The sequence below is a fragment of the Streptomyces sp. SL06 genome (assembly GCF_058244745.1).
In genome coordinates this window covers 3,257,524-3,277,586 of record NZ_JBSYOT010000002.1, presented here as the reverse complement: position 1 = coordinate 3,277,586, position 20,063 = coordinate 3,257,524, and the positions used below count along the sequence as shown (strand labels likewise).

Here is a 20,063-nt window from a genome sequence, read left to right as displayed (position 1 = left end):
CGGTCCCGCGTACCGGCGGCTCCCGGGGGGTCCCCGGGCTCGGCTTCCGGGCGGCTTCCGGCGCCCATGTCCGGGCAGTCCCCGGCAGCGGCTCCTCGGGGGGCAACGGCTTCTCCGGGAGGCCTGGGCGCGCTTCCCGGGATGCTCGACGGGGTGCGGCGGTGGCTGGCCGAGAGCGGGGCGGAGCCGACACCCGCGCGCGTGGCGCAGGCCCTGCGGGAGCAGGGGCGGGTGCTCGGGGACACCGAGATCCTCGGCGCCGCCGAACAGCTCAGGTCGGAACTCGTCGGAAGCGGACCACTGGAACCGCTGCTCGCCGACCCCTCGGTGACCGACGTGCTGGTGTCCGCCCCTGACCGGGTCTGGGTGGACCGGGGCGGCGGCCTGGAGCTGGCGCCGGTCTCCTTCCCGGACGCGGGTGCGGTACGACGACTCGCGCAGCGTCTCGCCACCGTCGCCGGGCGCCGGCTGGACGACGCCAGACCGTGGGTGGACGCCCGGCTGCCCGACGGCACCCGTCTGCACGCGGTGCTGCCCCCGGTCGCCGTCGGCTGCACCTGCCTGTCGCTGCGAGTGGTGCGGCCGCGCGCCTTCACGCTCGACGAGCTGGTGGTGGCGGGCACCGTGCCGCCCGGCGGCGACCGCGTCCTGCGCGCGCTGCTGCGGGCCCGGCTGTCCTTCCTCGTCAGCGGCGGCACGGGCAGCGGCAAGACGACCTTGCTCAGCGCGTTGCTCGGGCTGGTGGGGCCGGACGAACGCATCGTGCTCGCCGAGGACTCGGCGGAGCTGCGGCCGGACCACCCCCACGTCGTCCGCCTGGAGACCAGACCCGCCAACCAGGAGGCAGCGGGCCTGGTCACCCTGGAGGACCTGGTGCGCCAGGCGCTGCGCATGCGGCCCGACCGACTGGTCGTCGGCGAGGTCCGAGGCTCCGAAGTAGTTCACCTGCTCGCGGCCCTGAACACCGGCCACGAGGGAGGCTGCGGGACCGTGCACGCCAACGCGGCCGGCGATGTGCCGGCCCGCCTGGAGGCGCTCGGCACGGCCGCCGGCCTGGATCGCGCGGCCCTGCACAGCCAGCTCGCGGCGGCCCTCTCGGTCGTCCTGCACCTGGTCCGCGACCGGACCGGACGGCGCCGGATCGCCGAGGTGCACGTACTGGAACGGGACCCGTCGGGGCTGGTGCGCACCGTGCCGGCGCTGCGGTGGGGCGCGGAGTCCTTCGTGGCAGAGCGCGGTTGGGAGCGGCTGCGGGAGCGGCTGCGCGGTGACGGGCGCGGAGCGCGAGCCGCCGGACGGGGGGCGTGCGGGTGATGGGGGCGTGGGAGCTGTCGACGGGCGTGGCCCTGGTGGGTCTGGGGGTGGCCGCGTGGCCGGCGGCCGGCCGGCATTCCGGTGTACGGCGGGCGCGGCTGGTGCTCGCCCAGGGCGGGACGGCCGGGACCGGGCCGCCCCCGGCGCGCCGGGTGACCGGCGGACTGCGACGGGTCCGTGGCCGGCTGCGGGCCGAGTGGTGGTCGTTGGCCGTCGGGCTGGTGCTGGCGCTGCTGGGCGACTCGGTGCTGCCGGTCGTGGCGGGGGCTGTCGGGGTGCCGCTGTGGCGGCGGACACGGCTGGCCGGCCGGGAGAGGCGGGCCAGGGAGCACCGGCAGGACGCGGTGATCGCGCTGTGCGGGACGCTCGCCGGGGAGGTGCGGGCGGGGCGGCAGCCGGGCGAGGCGCTGCTGTGCGCCGCGCACGACTCCGGGGGGCTCGGTGACGCGCAGGCGGCGGTGCTGGCGGCGGCCCGGTTCGGCGGGGACGTTCCGGAGGCGCTCGCGGGGGCGGCGCGGCAGCCGGGTGCCGAAGGGCTGCGGGGTCTCGCCGCGTGCTGGCGGGTCGCCGTCGACCAGGGTGCGGGGCTCGCGGCCGGGCTCGACCGGCTGGAGGGCGCTCTGCGCGCCGAACGGGACCAGCGCTGCGACCTGCGTGCCCAGTTGGCGGGAGCACGCGCCACAGCGGTGATGCTCGCCGGACTGCCGGTCCTCGGCCTGCTGCTCGGTGTGGCCCTCGGGGCCGACCCGTTGCACGTGCTGCTGCACACCGGAGCGGGGTTCGGCTGTCTGCTGGCCGGCGGGCTTCTGGAGGGCCTGGGCGTGTGGTGGGTGGCGCGGATCGTGCGGGGAGCGGAGGCGGAGTCGTGAACGGAGACGTTGTCCACAGGCTGGGGGCAGTGGTGGGGACGGTGCTGGTCGCCGGATGGCTGGCACGGGGGTGGGGAGCCGAGCGGCGCGAGCGAACGGTACGCAGACGGCTCACGGGTCTGCTGACACGGGAGCCGGAGCGCGCCGGCCCGCGAGGCGCCGAGACGCTGGGAGCGCTCCGCGCATGGCTGCCACTGGCGGGCATGGTGGGCGCCGGATGGGCCGTGATCGGGGGAGTCGTCGGCGTCGTGGTGGGACTGGCGGGCGCGGTCGCGCTGTGGCGTTGGCGTTCCCGACGCTTGGCGGCCGGTACGGCCGAGGCGGAGACCCTTGCCGCGGAGGCGGCCCGCCAACTGCCGCTGGCGGCCGACCTGCTGGCGGCCTGTATCGCCGCGGGCGCGAGCCCGGTGGCCGCGGCGCGGGCGGTGGGCGACGCGCTGGGCGGCACGGTCGGAGACGCGCTGGGGCGCGGCGCCGCGGAGGTGCGGCTCGGCGGCGAACCGGGCGGTGCCTGGAGCGGGTTGGCCCGGATCCCGGGTGCCGGGCCTTTGGCGCGGCTGTTGGAACGGGCCGACGTGTCCGGTCTGCCCGCGGCCGGTCCGGTCGCCCGGCTCGCCGCCCAGGCACGCGCCGACCGGGCACGCGCCACGACGGCCGGGGCCCGGCGTGCGGCGGTCATGGTCACCGCTCCGGTGGGACTGTGCTTCCTGCCCGCGTTCATCGCGGTGGGCGTACTGCCGGTGGTCATCGGGCTCGCCGGCGGGGTGCTGGGCGACGGAGGAGGTGGTGGCTGACGGGGGCTGAGCGGTCCGGCGCGGAGCCGGCGAGTGAGTGACCGACGGACGAGCGAGTGAACAACGGGATCGAACCTTACGGGGGTTGCGATGTATCAGGCGGTAAGGGCACGACTGGGTGCCCTGGTGTGCGGAGTACGTACGACGCCGCGGCGGTGGGCCGCGCGGCGGGACGCGGGAATGGTCACTTCCGAGTACGCGATGGGGATCGTGGCGGCGGTGGCGTTCGCCGTGGTTCTCTACAAGGTGGTGACGAGCGGCGCGGTCAGCGCGGAGCTTCAGGGCATCGTGAAGCGGGCCCTCGATGCGCGGATGTGAGGGGACAGCGGGGGCGAGCGTCCGCGGCGTGTGCGACGGCCGCCCCGGCAGAGGGGCCGACAGTGGGTTCGTGACGGCGGAGACGGCTGTGGTGCTGCCGGTGCTGGTGGTGTTCGCGATGGCGCTGGTGTGGGGACTGCTCGTGGTCGCCGCTCAGATCCAGTGCGCGGACGCGGCCCGGACGGGGGCCCGCGCGGCGGCCCGTCAGGACTCGGCCGACGCGGTCGTGAAGGTCGCCCGAGAGGCGGCACCGCGCGGTGCGCGCGTCACGGTCGGCCGGGACGCGGACCTGGTCCGTGTGGTCGTGGTGGCCGAACCACCGATGTTGCACGGACTGCCCTTCGAGGTACGGGAGGAGGCCGTGGCAGCGGCGGAGGAGGCCGTGGCATCGACGGAGCAGGCGGCGGGGGTGGAGCCATGAGCGACGGCACGCCCCTTCGCCCGACGCCCGACCGGGACCCCGGGTCCGGCTCCGGGTCCGGCTTCGGGTCCGGCTTCGGCTCGGGGTCAGCCCTCCGTCCCCGCCCTGGCTCCCGCTCGGGTCCAGCCCTTCGCTCGGGCCCCGGCTCCCGCTCGGGCCCCGCCCTCCGCCCCGGTGTCGGCCCCGGCCCCGGTGTCGGCCCCGGCCCCGGTGTCGGCCCCGGCCGCACCGGCGTCGGCTCCGGCCCCAGCTCCGATCAAGGTTCCGCCACGGTGTGGAGCGTCGGTGCCGTCGCCGTTCTCTGCCTGGTGTTCGGCATCGTGCTGGCCCTGGGGCAGGCCGTGGTGGCCCGGCATCGCGCGGCCGGTGGCGCCGATCTCGCGGCATTGGCGGCGGCGGACCACTGGGCACGGGGCGGTACGGCGGCCTGTGCCAGGGCCGAGCGGGTCGCGAAGGCACAGGGGGTGAGGCTCGTGCGGTGCGTGCTCACCGGTCAGGTCTCGGACGTGACCGCGGCCTCGGGCCGGGGGCCGTTCAGGGCGGAGATCCGGTCGAGGGCGGGCCCGGCGGCGGAGGTGCCGGTTCCGCCTCCGCGGCCCCCCGCAGCAGCACCGTGAGCAGCCGTACGGCCCCCCGCTTGTGCAGTGGCTCGTTGCCGTTGCCGCACTTGGGGGACTGGATGCAGGACGGGCAGCCGGCGTCGCACTCGCAGGAGGCGATGGCCTCCCGGGTGGCCGTGAGCCACTCGCGGGCCGTGTGGAAGGCACGCTCGGCGAAGCCCGCGCCGCCCGGGTGGCCGTCGTACACGAAGACGGTCGGCAGCAGCGTGTCCGGGTGCAGCGGGATCGACACGCCGCCGATGTCCCAGCGGTCGCAGGTCGCGAACAGGGGCAGTATGCCGATCGACGCGTGCTCGGCGGCGTGCAGGGCCCCGCCGAGGATCTCCGGGTTGATCCGGGCCTGGTCCAGCTGGTCCTCGGTGACCGTCCACCACACCGCGCGGGTGCGCAGGGTCCGGGGAGGGAGGTCGAGCTTCGTCTCGCCCAGGACTTCGCCGGTGATGAGCCGCCGGCGCAGGAAGGAGACCACTTGGTTGGTGACCTCGACGGAGCCGTAGCACAGGCGTCCCTCGCCCCAGGGGACCTCGATGTCGGTCTCCAGGACCGAGATCGCCGTCGTGTCGCGGGCGACCGTCGAGTACGAAGGACGGGCCTGCTCGACGAGCGCGACGGAGTCCTCCAGGTCCAGCGAGCGGACGAGATACGTCCGGCCCTGGTGGAGGTGCACGGCGCCCTCGTGGACGCTCGTGTGGGCGGCGCCGGCGTCCACCGTGCCCAGCAGCCGGCCCGTGTCGGCCTCCACGACCTGGACCGGGCGTCCGCCCTCCCCGCGGATGTCGGTCAGGTCGGCGGCCCGCTCACGGCGCGTCCAGTGCCACGCGCGGGTCCGCCGGCGCAGCAGCCTGGCCGCCTCCAGCTGGGGCAGCAGCTCCTCGCAGGTGGGGCCGAAGAGCTTGAGGTCCTCGTCCGTCAGGGGCAGCTCGGCCGCCGCCGCGCACAGGTGGGGGGCGAGGACGTACGGGTTGTCGGGGTCGAGGACGGTGGACTCGACGGGCCGGTCGAACAGCGCCTCCGGGTGATGGACCAGGAAGGTGTCCAGCGGGTCGTCCCGGGCGACCAGCACCGCCAGTGCCCCCTGCCCGGCCCGTCCGGCGCGGCCCGCCTGCTGCCACAGCGAGGCCCGCGTGCCCGGATAGCCGGCGATCACCACGGCGTCCAGACCGGAGATGTCGAGGCCGAGTTCGAGGGCGTTGGTCGCCGCGAGGCCGAGGAGTTCGCCGGAGTGCAGGGCGCGCTCGAGGGCGCGGCGCTCCTCGGGGAGGTAGCCGCCGCGGTACGCCGCCACGCGCGGGACCAGCGAGCGGTCGACCTCGGCCAGCCGCTCCTGGGCGATCACCGAGATCAGCTCGGCGCCGCGCCGGGAGCGTACGAAGGTGATCGAACGCACACCCTGCACGGTGAGGTCGGTGAGCAGGTCGGCGGCCTCGGCGGTGGCCGTGCGGCGGACCGGCGCGCCCTTCTCGCCCTCCATCGCGGTCAGCGGCGGCTCCCAGAGGGCGAACACCAGTTCGCCGCGCGGGGAGGCGTCGTCGGCCACCTCGACCACCGGCAGCCCGGTGAGCCGGCCGGCCGCGACCGAGGGCTCGGCGGCGGTGGCCGAGGCGAGCAGGAACACGGGCGACGCGCCGTAGCGGGAACACAGTCGGCGCAATCTGCGCAGCACCTGGGCGACATGGGAGCCGAAGACGCCGCGGTAGGCGTGGCACTCGTCGACGACCACGTATTTCAGCGATTTCAGGAAGGAGGACCAGCGGTGGTGGGACGGCAGGATGCCGCGGTGCAGCATGTCCGGGTTGGTCAGTACGTAGGTGCCGTACTGGCGGATCCACTCGCGTTCCTCGAACGGCGTGTCGCCGTCGTACACGGCCGTCCGAACTGATGTGCCGAGAGGTTGTGAGAGTTCCTTCACGGACCGGCACTGGTCGGCGGCGAGCGCCTTCGTCGGGGCCAGGTAGAGGGCGGTGGCGCCACGCCCGTTCGGGGCCTCGGAGCCGTCCAGGAGCGTGGACAGCACCGGTACCAGGTACGCCAGGGACTTGCCGGAGGCGGTGCCGGTGGCGACGACCACCGAGTCGCCGTCCAGGGCGTGCTCGGCCACGCGTGCCTGGTGGGCCCAGGGGTGCTCGATGCCCGCGGCCCGTACCGCGGAGATCACCTCTGGCCGAATCCGATCGGGCCACACGGCATGACGGCCCGCGCGCGGGGGCAAGTGCTCCGTATGAGTGATGCGCGTAGCCCGGTTCGGTCCCGCGGTGAGCCGGTCCAGGAGCATGCCTGGTTCCGGCCGGGAGCCGGGCTCCGCCGGGGGTCGATCGGATCGGTGATTCTTGGCCATCGGCACCGAGTCTGTCACTGGCGTGACGGACAATGGGACCAAGGCGTCGTGCACGCCCGCCGGTAAGTGATTGAATGCCATCGCGGCTGGCGAACCGTCCTGGGGGCTTCAAGCCGAGGTGTCCCGAGGGACGACCGCTCGATAGCAAGGTGCTGGAGGATCCGTGGACCTGTCCCTGTCGACCCGTACCGTCGGCGATCGTACGGTCGTCGAGGTCGGTGGCGAAATTGACGTATACACCGCGCCCAAGCTGCGTGAGCAGCTGGTCGAGCTCGTGAACGACGGGAGTTTCCACCTCGTCGTCGACATGGAGGGCGTGGATTTCCTCGACTCCACCGGGCTCGGCGTGCTGGTCGGCGGACTGAAGCGGGTGCGTGCCCATGAGGGTTCGCTGCGCCTCGTCTGCAACCAGGAGCGCATTCTCAAGATCTTCCGTATCACCGGCCTCACCAAGGTGTTCCCCATTCACACCTCGGTCGAGGAAGCGGTGGCGGCCACCGACTGACGACCGGTTCCGGGCCCCCGGGCCCGGGACGGCAGTAGAACAAGGGGGGTCCGGGCTGTCGGCGGCCCGGACCCTCGAAAGCACGCCCGTAGTTCAGAGGGGGATGCATGGCCACCGTCGAACTCCGCTTCAGCGCGCTGCCCGAGCATGTCCGTACCGCCCGTCTGGTGGCGGCGGCGGTGGCACGCAGGGCCGGAGTGGACGAGGCCGTCCTCGACGAGGTCAGGCTCGCCGTCGGCGAGGCCTGTACCCGGGCCGTCGGCCTGCATCAGCACGTCGGCATCACGGCGCCGGTCAAGGTGTCGCTGATCGAGGAGGAGAAGCAGTTCTCCATCGAGGTCGGCGACGAGGCGCCGCACGCGGTACCCGGGGACAGGACCTCGGGTTCCGCCGCCGACGATCTGGAGGCCGAGGAGGACGAGATGGGCCTCGCGGTCATCAGCGGACTCGTCGACGACGTGGAGGTCTCGGCAGGCGAGGACGGAGGACTGATCCGCATGACCTGGCCGACCGCACCCGCGGTGCTGCCGCCCGTCTGACATCCCTGTCAACCGCATCACCCGTAGCAGCCGCGTCACCCGAAGGGCCCTACCAGGTAGGGCCCTTCGGCATATGTGGAGGGTGAGAGCCGCGGATAGGGTGGTCCGTGCGGCATTAAGTGAATTCATTCACGACCGATCGGGTGGGAAAAGGATCACGGAATTAATGCCGGAGGGGCATTACTACTTCCGGTGCCTTCGTGGTTGACAGGCCAATTCTCTTTGTCGTGCACTGTTTTGATCAGGTTCCGGTACCTACAATCCCGTCCACATCTTGAGCTTCAGCCCAAGCGTCAAGGAGGACGAATGGCGGAGCTTTCCACCCCTCATCAGTTGGGCGACCCCTCGACCCTCGCATCGACCATCGCAGCCGCCGTGCTGACCGACGGAAACCGCGTCCTGGTCGCGGTCATCGCGGTCGTGGCGCTGGCCGCGCTGGTGCTCGCGGGCATCCTGGTGCGCCAGGTGCTCGCGGCGGGCGAGGGCACCGACAGCATGAAGAAGATCGCGGCGGCCGTCCAGGAAGGCGCGAACGCCTATCTGGCCAGGCAACTGCGCACGCTCGGCGTATTCGCCGTCGTCGTGTTCTTTCTGCTCCTGCTGCTGCCCGCAGACGACTGGAATCAGCGTGCCGGACGGTCGATCTTCTTTCTGATCGGCGCGGCGTTCTCGGCGGGCACCGGATATATCGGCATGTGGCTCGCCGTACGCAGTAATGTGCGCGTCGCCGCGGCGGCGCGGGAAGCGGCACCGGCCCCCGGCGAACCGGAAAAGGATCTCACTCTCGTCGCGCACCGAGCGACGAAGATCGCATTTCGTACGGGCGGCGTGGTCGGCATGTTCACGGTGGGGCTCGGCCTGCTGGGCGCCTGCTGCGTGGTGCTGGTGTACGCGGCCGACGCGCCGAAGGTCCTGGAGGGCTTCGGCCTCGGTGCCGCGCTGATCGCGATGTTCATGCGGGTCGGCGGCGGCATCTTCACCAAGGCCGCCGACGTTGGCGCCGACCTGGTCGGCAAGGTCGAGCAGGGCATTCCGGAGGACGATCCGCGCAATGCCGCGACCATCGCCGACAATGTGGGCGACAACGTCGGCGACTGCGCGGGCATGGCCGCCGACCTCTTCGAGTCGTACGCCGTGACCCTGGTGGCCGCGCTGATCCTCGGCAAGGTGGCCTTCGGCGACTCCGGACTGGCGTTCCCGCTGCTGGTGCCGGCGATCGGTGTGATCACCGCCATGATCGGCATCTTCGCGGTGGCGCCCCGGCGGTCCGACCGCAGCGGCATGAGCGCGATCAACCGGGGCTTCTTCGTCTCCGCGGTGATCTCGCTGGTGCTGGTGGCCGTGGCCGTCTTCGTCTACCTGCCCGGGAAGTACTCCGAGCTGGACGGCGTCACCGACGCGGCGATCTCGGGCCGCGGCGGCGACCCGCGGATCCTCGCGCTCGTCGCGGTGGCGATCGGCATCGTGCTCGCCGCCCTGATCCAGCAGCTCACCGGCTACTTCACCGAGACCACCCGACGCCCCGTCAAGGACATCGGCAGGTCCTCGCTCACCGGGCCCGCCACCGTCGTCCTCGCCGGTATCTCGCTCGGCCTCGAATCCGCCGTCTACACTGCCCTGTTGATCGGCCTCGGCGTCTACGGGGCCTTCCTGCTCGGCGGTGCGTCGATCATGCTGGCGCTGTTCGCGGTGGCGCTGGCCGGCACCGGGCTGCTCACCACGGTCGGCGTGATCGTCGCGATGGACACCTTCGGGCCGGTCTCCGACAACGCCCAGGGCATAGCCGAGATGTCCGGCGACGTCGAGGGCGCCGGCGCCCAGGTCCTCACCGACCTGGACGCGGTCGGCAACACCACCAAGGCCATCACCAAGGGCATCGCGATCGCCACCGCCGTCCTCGCGGCGGCGGCCCTCTTCGGGTCCTACCGCGACGCCATCACCACCGGCGCGGCGGAGGTGGGCGAGAGACTCAGCGGCGAGGGCGCGCCGATGAGCCTGATGATGGACATCTCGCAGCCCAACAACCTCGTCGGCCTCATCGCGGGCGCGGCGGTCGTCTTCCTCTTCTCGGGCCTGGCGATCAACGCCGTGTCGCGGTCGGCGGGTGCGGTCGTCTACGAGGTGCGGCGGCAGTTCCGGGAGAAGCCCGGGATCATGGACTACAGCGAGAAGCCCGAGTACGGCAAGGTCGTCGACATATGCACCAGGGACGCCCTGCGGGAACTGGCCACGCCCGGACTGCTCGCCGTGATGGCGCCCATCTTCATCGGGTTCACGCTCGGCGTGGGCGCGCTCGGAGCGTTCCTGGCGGGCGCGATCGGAGCGGGCACGCTGATGGCGGTGTTCCTCGCCAACTCCGGTGGTGCCTGGGACAACGCCAAGAAACTCGTCGAGGACGGTCACTACGGCGGCAAGGGCAGCGACGCCCACGCCGCCACCGTGATCGGCGACACGGTCGGCGACCCCTTCAAGGACACCGCAGGTCCGGCGATCAACCCGTTGCTGAAGGTGATGAACCTGGTGGCGCTGCTCATCGCGCCGGCGGTCATCAAGTTCTCCTACGGCGCCGACGAGAGCATCGCCGTGCGGGTGCTGATCGCCGTCGTCGCGTTCGTCGTCATCGCCGCGGCCGTCTACGTGTCCAAGCGGCGCGGGATCGCCATGGGTGACGAAGACGACGCCGACCGGGATCCCAAGTCGGCGGATCCGGCGGTGGTTTCGTAGACACGGTCCCGGAGCCTCGGCCGAGGCGCAGCTCAACAGGCGGGCGGACGGCGCGCATTGACGCGTCGCCCGCCCGCCTCGCGCATGCGCACGCCCTCACCGTGAGCCTTATCTCTCTTGGTGCAAATGGCTTCAATACGGTCTTAACGGATGTTCGTCCGGTGGGTGTCCCCCATCCGGCGTGTATGTTCCGGGGCCGAGAGCCATGGAAGGGACCAATCCGGTGAACGAGAAGCTCGCGGCCGCGCTGTCCGGCGGTGCGGTACTGGTACTGGCGCTGACGGGATGCAGCAGCAGCGACGACAACGAGAAGCTGGACTCCTGGGCGAAGCAGGTCTGCGACGGGGTGCAGCCGCAGGCGAGGAAGATCGCGGCGGCCAACGCGGCGATCCAGAAGGAGACCTCGGACAACAGCACACCGGCAGCGGTCCAGAAGACCGACGCGACGGCGTTCCAGGACATGTCCGACGCCTACAAGGCGATGGGCGCCACCGTCCAGAAGGCCGGCGCGCCGAACGTCGACGACGGCGAGAAGAAGCAGAAGGACGCCGTCACCGAGCTGAACGGCCTCTCCTCGTCGTACGCGTCCCTGCGCAAGCAGGTGGAGGACCTCGACACCAAGGACCAGGCGAAGTTCGCCGACGGCCTCAAGGGCATCGCCACCGAGCTGAACAAGCTCGGCAAGAGCGGCAGCGACGCGCTGAAGGCCCTGGAGGAGGGCGACGTCGGCCAGGCGATGGCCAGGCAGCCCAGCTGCAAGTCGGCGACCCCCTCGGCGTCGGCGGCCAAGAGCTGACCGGGACCGGCCCGCGACCGACGACGGCTTCGCAGGCGCGGGACGAAGGGCGGGCCACAATGGGGGTGTGAGTAACGCCAGCCTGTCCCCCCTGCCCTTCGCCGACCGCCCCGATGCCACCGCCCGGCTGCGCGAGGCCCTGCTCGGGGCCTCCTTCACCGCCGATGGACTGCTGGAGCTGCTCGGCGCCCCCGCCTACGCGGCGCTGTCGCGCAGTGAGACCGTGCCCGCGCTCCGGGCCACCCGTGGCGACACGCCGCTGGAACTGCTCGTGCGGCTCTTCCTGCTCCAGCAACCCGTGCTCCACGCGCGCGTGGCGGACGTTCTGCCCGTCGACGCCTGCCTGGAGAGCGGCTGGCTCGTGCGTGCGAGCGACGACGAGGTGGCCGCCGCCGTGGACGTACGGCCGTACGGCGGGCCCGGCGGCGAGGACTGGTTCATCGTCTCCGACCTGGGCTGCGCGGTCGGCGGCGCCGGCGGCATCGGCAACCACGCCCCGGGGGTCGTCCTCGGCGTCGGCGGTGCCTCCACGACCCTCGCCGGGCTCACCGTCCGTACGCCCGTCTCCGCCGCCCTCGACCTCGGTACCGGCTCCGGCATCCAGGCACTGCACGCGTCCGCGCACGCCACGCGCGTGACGGCGACCGACGTCAACCCGCGCGCGCTGCACATCGCCGCGCTCACCCTCGCCCTGTCCGGGGCGCCGGGCGCCGAACTGCGCGAGGGCTCGCTCTACGAGTCGGTCGGCGAGGGCGAGACGTACGACCTGATCGTGTCCAACCCGCCCTTCGTGATCTCGCCGGGCGCCCGGCTCACCTACCGCGACGGCGGGATGGGCGGGGACGATCTGTGCCGCTCGCTCGTTCAGCAGACGGGGGAGCGCCTGAACGAGGGCGGGTTCGCGCACTTCCTCGCCAACTGGCAGCACGTGGAGGGGGAGGAGTGGACGGACCGGCTGCGCTCCTGGGTGCCGCGCGGCTGCGACGCCTGGATCGTGCAGCGCGAGGTGCAGGACGTCACGCAGTACGCCGAGCTGTGGCTCCGGGACGCCGGCGACCACCGCGGTGACACCGCCGAGTACCAGGCGCGGTACGACGCGTGGCTGGACGAGTTCGAGGCGCGCAAGGTCAGGGCCGTCGGCTTCGGCTGGATCACCCTGCGCCGCACCGGGGCCGCAGAGCCCTCGGTCGTCGTCGAGGAGTGGCCGCACCCGGTCGAGCAGCCGCTCGGCGAGACCGTGCGCGCGCACTTCGACCGGATCGACTACCTGCGCGCCCACGACGACGCGGCCCTGCTCGAAGCGCACTTCACACTGGCCGGCGAGGTCGTCCAGGAGCAGGTCGGACTGCCCGGCGCCGAGGACCCCGAGCACGTCGTGCTGCGCCAGCACCGCGGCATGCGCCGGGCCACCCGGGTCGACACCGTGGGCGCCGGTTTCGCGGGCGTCTGCGACGGCACCATGAGCGCGGGCCGCATCCTGGACGCCATCGCCCAGCTGGTGGGCGAGGACCCGGTGGCGCTGCGCGACCGCACGCCCGCGCAGATCCGGCTGCTGGTGGAGCAGGGCTTCCTCGAACCGGCGTAGCGGCGCCCCGGCGCCGCGCGCCGCCCGGCTCGGCCGCCGCGCCCCTCTCCGTACCGGTCTCGGTGCCGGTCTGCGCACCGGTCTCCGTACCGGAGGAACGAGCCGCCCCGGGCCGGGCCCGCCGATTCGGCGGGCCCGCGTTCACCTCGGGTTCGCCTGTCGGCCGCCCGCGGGTGGCAGCCTCCCGGAGGCTGGGCACTCGCGAGCTGGAGAAAAGGGGCACGGGACCATGGAGAGCGGATCGGCGAACTTCGCGGGAACGGTGTTCGTCCTGTTCGGGGGCGTGCTTCTGGTGTGGACCACGACGAGGCTGCGGCACGGCCGGCCCGTCGCGCACGGTGTGAGCCCCGTCGCATCGGCGACCGTCGCGAGCGTCGCCGCCGTGGTCGCGCTCGCCCTCGGGGCATGGTGCCTCACGCAGGTCTGAGCGGCCGGTTCCGGCCCCCGGCCGCATCCCCCTCCGGGTAATCGGGGGATCGCGCTCCGGATACACACGTCAGGGTCGGTGGACACTCCGGGCGGCAGGAACGGGGTTCGTCGGGTTACCGTTCGAGTGGCCGTTGCGGGCTTTTCCCGTTTGACACGGGGGCGGGAGGTACCGTCACACTCCGCAGCGTCACGATCGAAACACGAAACGACCCGACCCGGGACCACGGCCTGGGGAGGCCCAGCGTCGACCGGAGAGAAGAGCGAAGTTGTCCCCGACCAGCGAGACCGCGAAGGGCGGCCGCCGACTCGTCATCGTCGAGTCGCCTGCCAAGGCGAAGACGATCAAGGGCTATCTCGGCCCTGGCTACGTCGTCGAGGCGAGCGTCGGGCACATTCGCGACCTTCCCAGCGGCGCCGCCGAGGTGCCCGAGAAGTACACCGGCGAGGTCCGCCGCCTCGGTGTCGACGTCGAACACGACTTCCAGCCGATCTATGTGGTCAACGCGGACAAGCGGGCGCAGGTCAAGAAGCTCAAGGACCTGCTCAAGGACTCCGACGAACTCTTCCTCGCCACCGATGAGGACCGCGAAGGCGAGGCCATCGCCTGGCACCTCCAGGAAGTCCTCAAGCCGAAGATCCCGGTCAAGCGCATGGTGTTCCACGAGATCACCAAGGACGCCATCCGGGCCGCCGTCGCCAACCCGCGCCAGCTCAACCAGAAGCTCGTCGACGCCCAGGAGACCCGCCGCATCCTCGACCGCCTCTACGGCTACGAGGTCTCGCCGGTCCTGTGGAAGAAGGTCATGCCGAAGCTGTCGGCGGGCCGCGTCCAGTCCGTCGCGACCCGCCTCGTGGTCGAGCGGGAGCGCGAGCGCATCGCGTTCCGCTCCGCGGAGTACTGGGACCTGACGGGCACCTTCGCGACCGGCCGCGCGGGAGACGCCTCCGACCCGTCGTCGCTGGTCGCCCGGCTGCAGGCGGTCGACGGCAGACGGGTGGCGCAGGGCCGTGACTTCGACTCCCTGGGCCGGCTCAAGGGCGCGAACACCCTCCACCTCGACGAGGCGAACGCCCGCGCCCTCGCCGCCGCGCTGGAGAACACGCGCTTCGCGGTCCGCTCCGTCGAGTCCAAGCCGTACCGCCGCTCGCCGTACGCCCCGTTCCGTACGACGACGCTCCAGCAGGAGGCGAGCCGCAAGCTCGGCTTCGGCGCCAAGGCGACCATGCAGGTTGCCCAGAAGCTGTACGAGAACGGCTACATCACCTACATGCGTACGGACTCGACGACCCTGAGCGACACGGCGATCACCGCCGCCCGCGCCCAGGTCACACAGCTGTACGGCGCCGACTACCTGCCGGCGCAGCCGCGGACGTACGCCGGCAAGGTCAAGAACGCGCAGGAGGCGCACGAGGCGATCCGCCCCTCCGGCGACCGCTTCCGCACGCCCGCCGAGACCGGCCTCACCGGCGATCAGTTCAAGCTCTACGAGCTGATCTGGAAGCGGACCGTCGCCTCCCAGATGAAGGACGCGACCGGCAACAGCGTCACGGTGAAGATCGGTGGCACGGCTGCCGACGGCCGGGACGTTGAGTTCAGCGCCTCCGGCAAGACCATCACCTTCCACGGCTTCCTCAAGGCCTACGTCGAGGGCGCCGACGACCCGAACGCCGAGCTGGACGACCGCGAGCGCCGGCTGCCCCAGGTCCGCGAGGGCGACGCCCTGACCGCCGAGGAACTCACGGTCGACGGCCACGCCACCAAGCCCCCGGCCCGCTACACGGAGGCGTCGCTGGTCAAGGAGCTGGAGGAGCGCGAGATCGGACGCCCGTCGACGTACGCGTCGATCATCGGCACCATCCTGGACCGCGGCTACGTCTTCAAGAAGGGCACGGCACTCGTCCCGTCCTTCCTCTCCTTCGCCGTCGTCAACCTCCTGGAGAAGCACTTCGGGCGGCTCGTCGACTACGACTTCACCGCCAAGATGGAGGACGACCTCGACGCCATCGCCCGCGGCGAGGCCCAGTCGGTGCCGTGGCTGCGGCGCTTCTACTTCGGCGAAGGCGCCGGAAACGGCGGCGCGGCCGACGCCGGAAACGGCGACGGGGACCACCTCGGCGGTCTCAAGGAGCTGGTGACCGACCTCGGCGCCATCGACGCGCGCGAGGTGTCGTCCTTCCCCGTCGGCGACGGCATCGTGCTGCGCGTCGGGCGCTACGGCCCCTACGTCGAGCGCGGCGAGAAGGACTCCGAGAACCACCAGCGCGCCGACGTCCCCGAGGACCTGGCGCCGGACGAGCTGTCCGTCGAGCTGGCGGAGGAGCTGCTCGCCAAGCCGAGCGGCGACTTCGAGCTGGGCACCGACCCGGCCACCGGCCACGCCATCGTCGCCAAGGACGGCCGCTACGGCCCCTACGTCACCGAGGTGCTCCCCGAGGGCACCCCGAAGACCGGCAAGAACGCCGTGAAGCCGCGGACGGCCTCGCTGTTCAAGTCGATGGCGCTGGACACGGTCACCCTGGACGACGCCCTGAAGCTCATGTCGCTGCCGCGTGTCGTCGGCACCGACGCCGAGGGCGTCGAGATCACCGCGCAGAACGGCCGCTACGGCCCGTACCTGAAGAAGGGCACCGACTCGCGGTCCCTGACCTCCGAGGAGCAGCTCTTCACGATCACGCTGGAAGAGGCGCTGGCGATCTACGCCCAGCCCAAGCAGCGTGGCCGGGCCGCGGCCAAGCCGCCGCTCAAGGAGCTGGGCACCGACCCGGTCAGCGAGAAGCCGGTCGTCGTCAAGGACGGCCGCTTCGGCCCGTACGTCACCGACGGCGAGACCAACGCGACCCTGCGCTCCGGCGACAGCGTCGAGGAGATCACGCCGGAGCGCGGCTACGAACTGCTCGCCGAGAAGCGCGCCAAGGGGCCCGCCAAGAAGACGGCCAAGAAGGCCACGAAGAAGACGGCCGCCAAGAAGGCCCCGGCCAAGAAGGCGGCGGCCAAGAAGACCGTGGCCGCGAAGACCACCGCGGCCAAGAAGACCGCCGCCAAGAGCACGGCGAAGAAGACGGCCACCAAGACGGCCGCCAAGAGGGCCACCGCCTCGAACGCGTCGGAGGACTGAGCCCGGCTCAGGAAGCGGCGGACCCTTCACGCGTCCTCCGCATCCCACGCCCCGCGCTTCACACGCTCTTCGCGAAAAGAACGCCCCGGCATCATTTCGATGTCGGGGCGGGCGTACGCCCGGCCGGGCACGCCGGACTGTCGGTGCCGACCGATAGGCTGAACGCATGACGCGAGCCGAGCAGCCAACGGCCACTCACCCAGCCCCGGACGACGACCTGGTCGCGGACTCCCGCGAGCGCGCCGTCCGCGCCCTGCTGCGCCGACCGCAGCTGAGGCGGTTGTGGAGCGCACAGCTCGTGGGGGGTGTCGGCGACATCCTCGCCCTCCTGGTGCTGGTCCTCCTGACCGTCCAGGCCGCCATCGGCGCGGGCTCGTTCGGGGGCGGCTACCGGGGCGTGGCGTTCGCAGTGGCGACCGTTTTCGGCGTACGCATCCTGGCGACGCTGCTCTTCGGCGCCGTGCTGCTCGGCCCCCTCACCTCACTCACCTCGCAGGACGGTCCCCTCGACCGGCGCTGGACCATGGTGGGCGCCGACGGGCTGCGGGCCGCGCTGCTGATCGTCGCGCCGCTGTGGATCGACTGGCTGCCGGACGACGCGCTCGCCTACCTCCTGGTGTCCGTCTTCGTCGCCGGCGTCGCCGAGCGCTTCTGGACGGTGTGCCGGGAGAGCGCGGCCCCCGCCCTGCTGCCCGCGCCGCCCCCGGAGGGCGCGACGGTACGACCGCTGCCGGACCACATGGACGCGCTGCGCCGCCTGTCGCTGCGCACGAGCTTCGTGGTGGTCCCCCTGGCCGGTGCCGCACTGGTCGTCGCGGGGCTGCTGAACAACCTCCTGGGCGCCGGTATCGACTGGTTCGCCGAGCACCAGGCGGCCCTCGGCTCGTACGGCGCGGCCGGACTGTTCGCCGCGTCCCTGTCCGTGGTGACCTTCCTGGAGCTGCCCGGCGTCCGCACCCCGCGCGCGCGGTCGCCGCTCGAGGGCATGCGCCGTCCGAAGAGCGACGGGAGCGTCGACAAGGGCCGCACCGGCGCCCTGCCCCTGCTGGTGGTCACCTGCGCGGCCCTCGCCGCGGTGGTGGCCGCCGCCGTCGCCGTTGCGGTGCTGCACGCCAAGGACCTGGGCGGCGGCCCCGTGCTGTACGGGCTGATGGTGGGCGCGCTGACCGGCGGCGTCGTCGTCGGCATCCGTACGGCCCCCGCCCTGCTGCCCTCCCTGTCGCGGCGCCGTCTGCTGGCCCTGGCGATCGCCTTCGTCGGCGTCGCCCTGCTGGCCACCGGACTCGTCCCGGACGACACCATGGTGCTGCTGCTCCTCGCGCTGGCCGGTGTCGGCGCGGGAGTGGCCGCCAACACCGGGCACACGCTGCTCGACCAGGAGACCGAGGACGCCCGCCGGACGCGGACGACCGAGCACCTGCACGCGGTCGTCCGGGTCGGTGTGGCACTCGGCGCGGTCCTCGCGCCCGTGGTGGCGGCGTCGATCGGCCCGCACCGGCTGGAGAGCGGCAAGTTCGTCTTCGCCCACGGCGGCGCGGCCTTCGTGCTGATGCTGGTCGGCGCGCTGCTGCTGCCGGTGGCCGCGCTGGTGCTGGCCAAGGTCGACGACCGTTCCGGCGTGCCGCTGCGGCACGACCTGCGGGACGCGCTGCTCGGTGGCGACGACCCGGCGCCGACGCCCGCGGCCGGCGGCTTCTTCATCGCCCTGGAGGGCGGCGACGGCGCCGGGAAGTCCACCCAGGCCGAGGCCCTCGCCGAGTGGATCAGGGGCAAGGGGCACGAGGTCGTGCTCACCCGCGAGCCCGGCGCGACCCCGGTCGGCAAGCGCCTGCGCTCCATCCTGCTGGACGTCTCCAGCGCCGGTCTGTCGCACCGCGCGGAGGCGCTGCTGTACGCCGCCGACCGCGCGGAGCACGTCGACACCGTGGTGCGGCCCGCCCTGGAACGCGGCGCCGTGGTCGTCTCCGACCGGTACATCGACTCCTCCGTCGCCTACCAGGGCGCCGGGCGCGACCTGTCGCCGACCGAGATCGCCCGCATCAACCGCTGGGCGACCGACGGGCTCGTACCGCACCTGACCGTCCTGCTGGACGTTCCCGCCGGAGACGGCGCGCGAGCGGTTCACGGAGGCGCCGGACCGGCTGGAGTCGGAGCCTGCCGAGTTCCACGCGCGCGTGCGCTCCGGTTTCCTCACCCTGGCCGCCGCCGACCCCGGGCGCTACCTCGTCGTGGACGCGGGCCAGGAGCCCGAGGCCGTCACCACCGTCGTACGCCACCGGCTCGACCAGGTGCTGCCGCTGTCCGAGGCCGAGATCAAGGCCCGGGAGGAAGCACGCCGCAAGGCCGAGGAGGAAGCGCGTCGCAAGGCCGAGGAAGAGGCCGCGCGCAAGGCCGAGGAGGAGCGCCTGGAGCGCGAGCGCCTCGAACAGCTGGAGCGGCTGCGCGTCGAGGAGGAGGAGCGCAAGCGGCGCGAGCTGGAGGAGGCGCAGCGGCGCGAGGCCGAGCGGCAGGCGGAGGAGGCCCGGCAGCGGGCCGAGGAAGCGCGTCGGAAGGCCGAGGAGGAGCGGGTCCGACTCCTCGCGGAGGAGAAGGCACGGGCCGAGGAGGAAGCACGGCAGCGGGCCGAGGAGGAGCGGCGCCGCAAGCAGGCCGAGGAGGAGGAGCGGCTGCGGGCCGAGGCCGAGGCCCGGCGCCTGGAGAAGCAGCGCAAGGCCGAGGAGGCCCTGATGCGTGCCGAGGAGGCACGCCGGGCGGCGGAGCGGGCGGCGACCGCGGCCGCCGCGGGCCCGAAGCGGACGGCGCCTCCGGCGGCGCAGACGCCCCGGCCGAAGCCGGCCGCCTCGCCCCCCTCGGACGCGTTGACCGTGCCGACGCCGGTCGTGACCCCGACGAACACCTCCGGCGGACCGGTGGAGGACACGGCGGTACTGCGTCCGGTGCGGGACACGCGGGACGACGACCGGGGCGACACCGGGGGCGACGAGGGCGGATCGGCCAGAGGCTCCGGGTCGTCCGAGTCCGAGGCCGAGGTGACGACCGAGCTTCCCGTGACGGAGACGCCGTCGGGCGCGGCGGACGAGACCGCGGTACTGCCGGCGGTGGACCCGCGGGCCATGGACGAGACGGCGGTGCTGCCGCCCGTGAGGCCGGGGGCCGCCGACGAGACGGCGGTGCTGCCGCCGGTGACGCCCGGAGCCGCCGACGAGACGGCGGTGCTGCCTCCCGTACGCGGGGACGATCCCGCCGACCGGGTCCCGCCGGGCTACTTCCGGGAAGAGCGCCCCGCCTCCGGTGCCGACCGGACCGGGGAACCCCAGGACAGCACGCGCGAGCTGCCCCAGATCGACCCCGACCAGGCGCCGCCCCGCAGGCGCCGCTCCGACTGGGCCGAGGAGACCCCGCTGGACGACCTGCCGACACTGGCAGACGAACTGCTGGGCCCGCACGAGGACGGCGGCTGGGACGACGACGGCCGTGCGAGCGACGGTCGAGGCGACGGAGGCCCGGACGACGGCCGGGACGCGGACAAGGGCCGCAGGGGGAAGGGCCGGGGACGACGCTGACGGGGTGGGGCCGACCGCCCCGCCCCCGCTCCACCGGGCACCCGGCGCCCGTTGTCAGTGGGGCCCCGCACAATGGAGGGCGCGACGCGGAGTACGGAACGCGGTGCGCGAGCGGTGCGGCGGAGTGTGACGGAA

Annotated in this window: 14 protein-coding genes and 1 pseudogene; 14 read left to right on the top strand and 1 reads right to left on the bottom strand. The window is 72.9% G+C overall.

The window, feature by feature from the left end; translation table 11 throughout:
• Window positions 1-141: 141 nt before the first annotated feature.
• The 6 genes from AC4IHM_RS14955 (at window position 142) to AC4IHM_RS14930 (ending at window position 4,333) form a co-directional block, all read left to right on the top strand.
• The gene (locus tag AC4IHM_RS14955; RefSeq protein WP_490867529.1) at window positions 142-1,314 is read left to right on the top strand and encodes a TadA family conjugal transfer-associated ATPase; all 1,173 of its coding nucleotides are present in this window, start codon (window positions 142-144) and stop codon (window positions 1,312-1,314) included.
• Entirely contained in the window at window positions 1,314-2,183 is an 870-nt protein-coding gene (locus AC4IHM_RS14950) for a type II secretion system F family protein (protein ID WP_490870840.1), read from the top strand. The genes AC4IHM_RS14955 and AC4IHM_RS14950 overlap by 1 nt, the downstream gene beginning before the upstream one ends.
• Window positions 2,180-2,977 (top strand): type II secretion system F family protein, encoded by a 798-nt coding sequence (locus AC4IHM_RS14945; RefSeq protein WP_490867528.1) that lies wholly within the window; start codon window positions 2,180-2,182, stop codon window positions 2,975-2,977. The genes AC4IHM_RS14950 and AC4IHM_RS14945 overlap by 4 nt, the downstream gene beginning before the upstream one ends.
• Window positions 2,978-3,067: 90 nt before the next feature.
• On the top strand, window positions 3,068-3,295 hold the full coding sequence (locus tag AC4IHM_RS14940; protein WP_490867527.1) for a DUF4244 domain-containing protein: 228 nt from the start codon (window positions 3,068-3,070) through the stop codon (window positions 3,293-3,295).
• Complete coding sequence (locus tag AC4IHM_RS14935) at window positions 3,282-3,716, top strand: TadE family type IV pilus minor pilin (RefSeq protein ID WP_490867526.1); 435 nt, start codon at window positions 3,282-3,284, stop codon at window positions 3,714-3,716. Before AC4IHM_RS14940 ends, AC4IHM_RS14935 begins: the two co-directional genes overlap by 14 nt.
• 272 nt (window positions 3,717-3,988) lie before the next feature.
• Window positions 3,989-4,333 carry an Rv3654c family TadE-like protein gene (locus AC4IHM_RS14930; protein ID WP_490867525.1) on the top strand — a complete coding sequence of 115 codons (345 nt, stop codon included), beginning with the start codon at window positions 3,989-3,991 and terminating at the stop codon, window positions 4,331-4,333.
• On the opposite strand, the gene AC4IHM_RS14925 is transcribed toward AC4IHM_RS14930, so the two are convergent.
• Window positions 4,251-6,752 carry a DEAD/DEAH box helicase gene (locus AC4IHM_RS14925; RefSeq protein WP_490867524.1) on the bottom strand — a complete coding sequence of 834 codons (2,502 nt, stop codon included), beginning with the start codon at window positions 6,750-6,752 and terminating at the stop codon, window positions 4,251-4,253. The genes AC4IHM_RS14930 and AC4IHM_RS14925 overlap by 83 nt on opposite strands.
• 82 nt (window positions 6,753-6,834) lie before the next feature.
• Between AC4IHM_RS14925 and bldG the strand changes: the two genes are divergently transcribed.
• The 8 genes and pseudogenes from bldG (at window position 6,835) to tmk (ending at window position 19,928) form a co-directional block, all read left to right on the top strand.
• Window positions 6,835-7,176 (top strand): anti-sigma factor antagonist BldG, encoded by a 342-nt coding sequence (bldG, locus tag AC4IHM_RS14920; protein ID WP_003975386.1) that lies wholly within the window; start codon window positions 6,835-6,837, stop codon window positions 7,174-7,176.
• Between the two features lie 107 nt (window positions 7,177-7,283).
• Window positions 7,284-7,715: an ATP-binding protein gene (locus AC4IHM_RS14915; RefSeq protein ID WP_490867523.1), complete on the top strand. Its 432-nt coding sequence runs from the start codon at window positions 7,284-7,286 to the stop codon at window positions 7,713-7,715.
• A gap of 306 nt (window positions 7,716-8,021) precedes the next feature.
• Window positions 8,022-10,439, top strand: coding sequence for a sodium-translocating pyrophosphatase (locus AC4IHM_RS14910; protein WP_490867522.1), 2,418 nt, complete (start codon window positions 8,022-8,024; stop codon window positions 10,437-10,439).
• 205 nt (window positions 10,440-10,644) lie between these two features.
• Complete coding sequence (locus AC4IHM_RS14905) at window positions 10,645-11,235, top strand: small secreted protein (RefSeq protein ID WP_490867521.1); 591 nt, start codon at window positions 10,645-10,647, stop codon at window positions 11,233-11,235.
• Window positions 11,236-11,302: 67 nt separating this feature from the next.
• The gene (locus AC4IHM_RS14900) at window positions 11,303-12,820 is read left to right on the top strand and encodes a DUF7059 domain-containing protein (RefSeq protein ID WP_490867520.1); all 1,518 of its coding nucleotides are present in this window, start codon (window positions 11,303-11,305) and stop codon (window positions 12,818-12,820) included.
• A gap of 229 nt (window positions 12,821-13,049) precedes the next feature.
• Window positions 13,050-13,247, top strand: a complete 198-nt coding sequence (locus AC4IHM_RS14895; protein WP_490867519.1) for a hypothetical protein — start codon at window positions 13,050-13,052, stop codon at window positions 13,245-13,247.
• A gap of 268 nt (window positions 13,248-13,515) precedes the next feature.
• A complete protein-coding gene (gene topA / locus AC4IHM_RS14890; RefSeq protein ID WP_490867518.1) occupies window positions 13,516-16,365 on the top strand; it encodes a type I DNA topoisomerase in 2,850 nt (949 codons plus the stop codon).
• A gap of 166 nt (window positions 16,366-16,531) precedes the next feature.
• A pseudogene (gene tmk, locus AC4IHM_RS14885) lies at window positions 16,532-19,928 on the top strand (dTMP kinase).
• The last annotated feature ends 135 nt before the right edge of the window (window positions 19,929-20,063 follow it).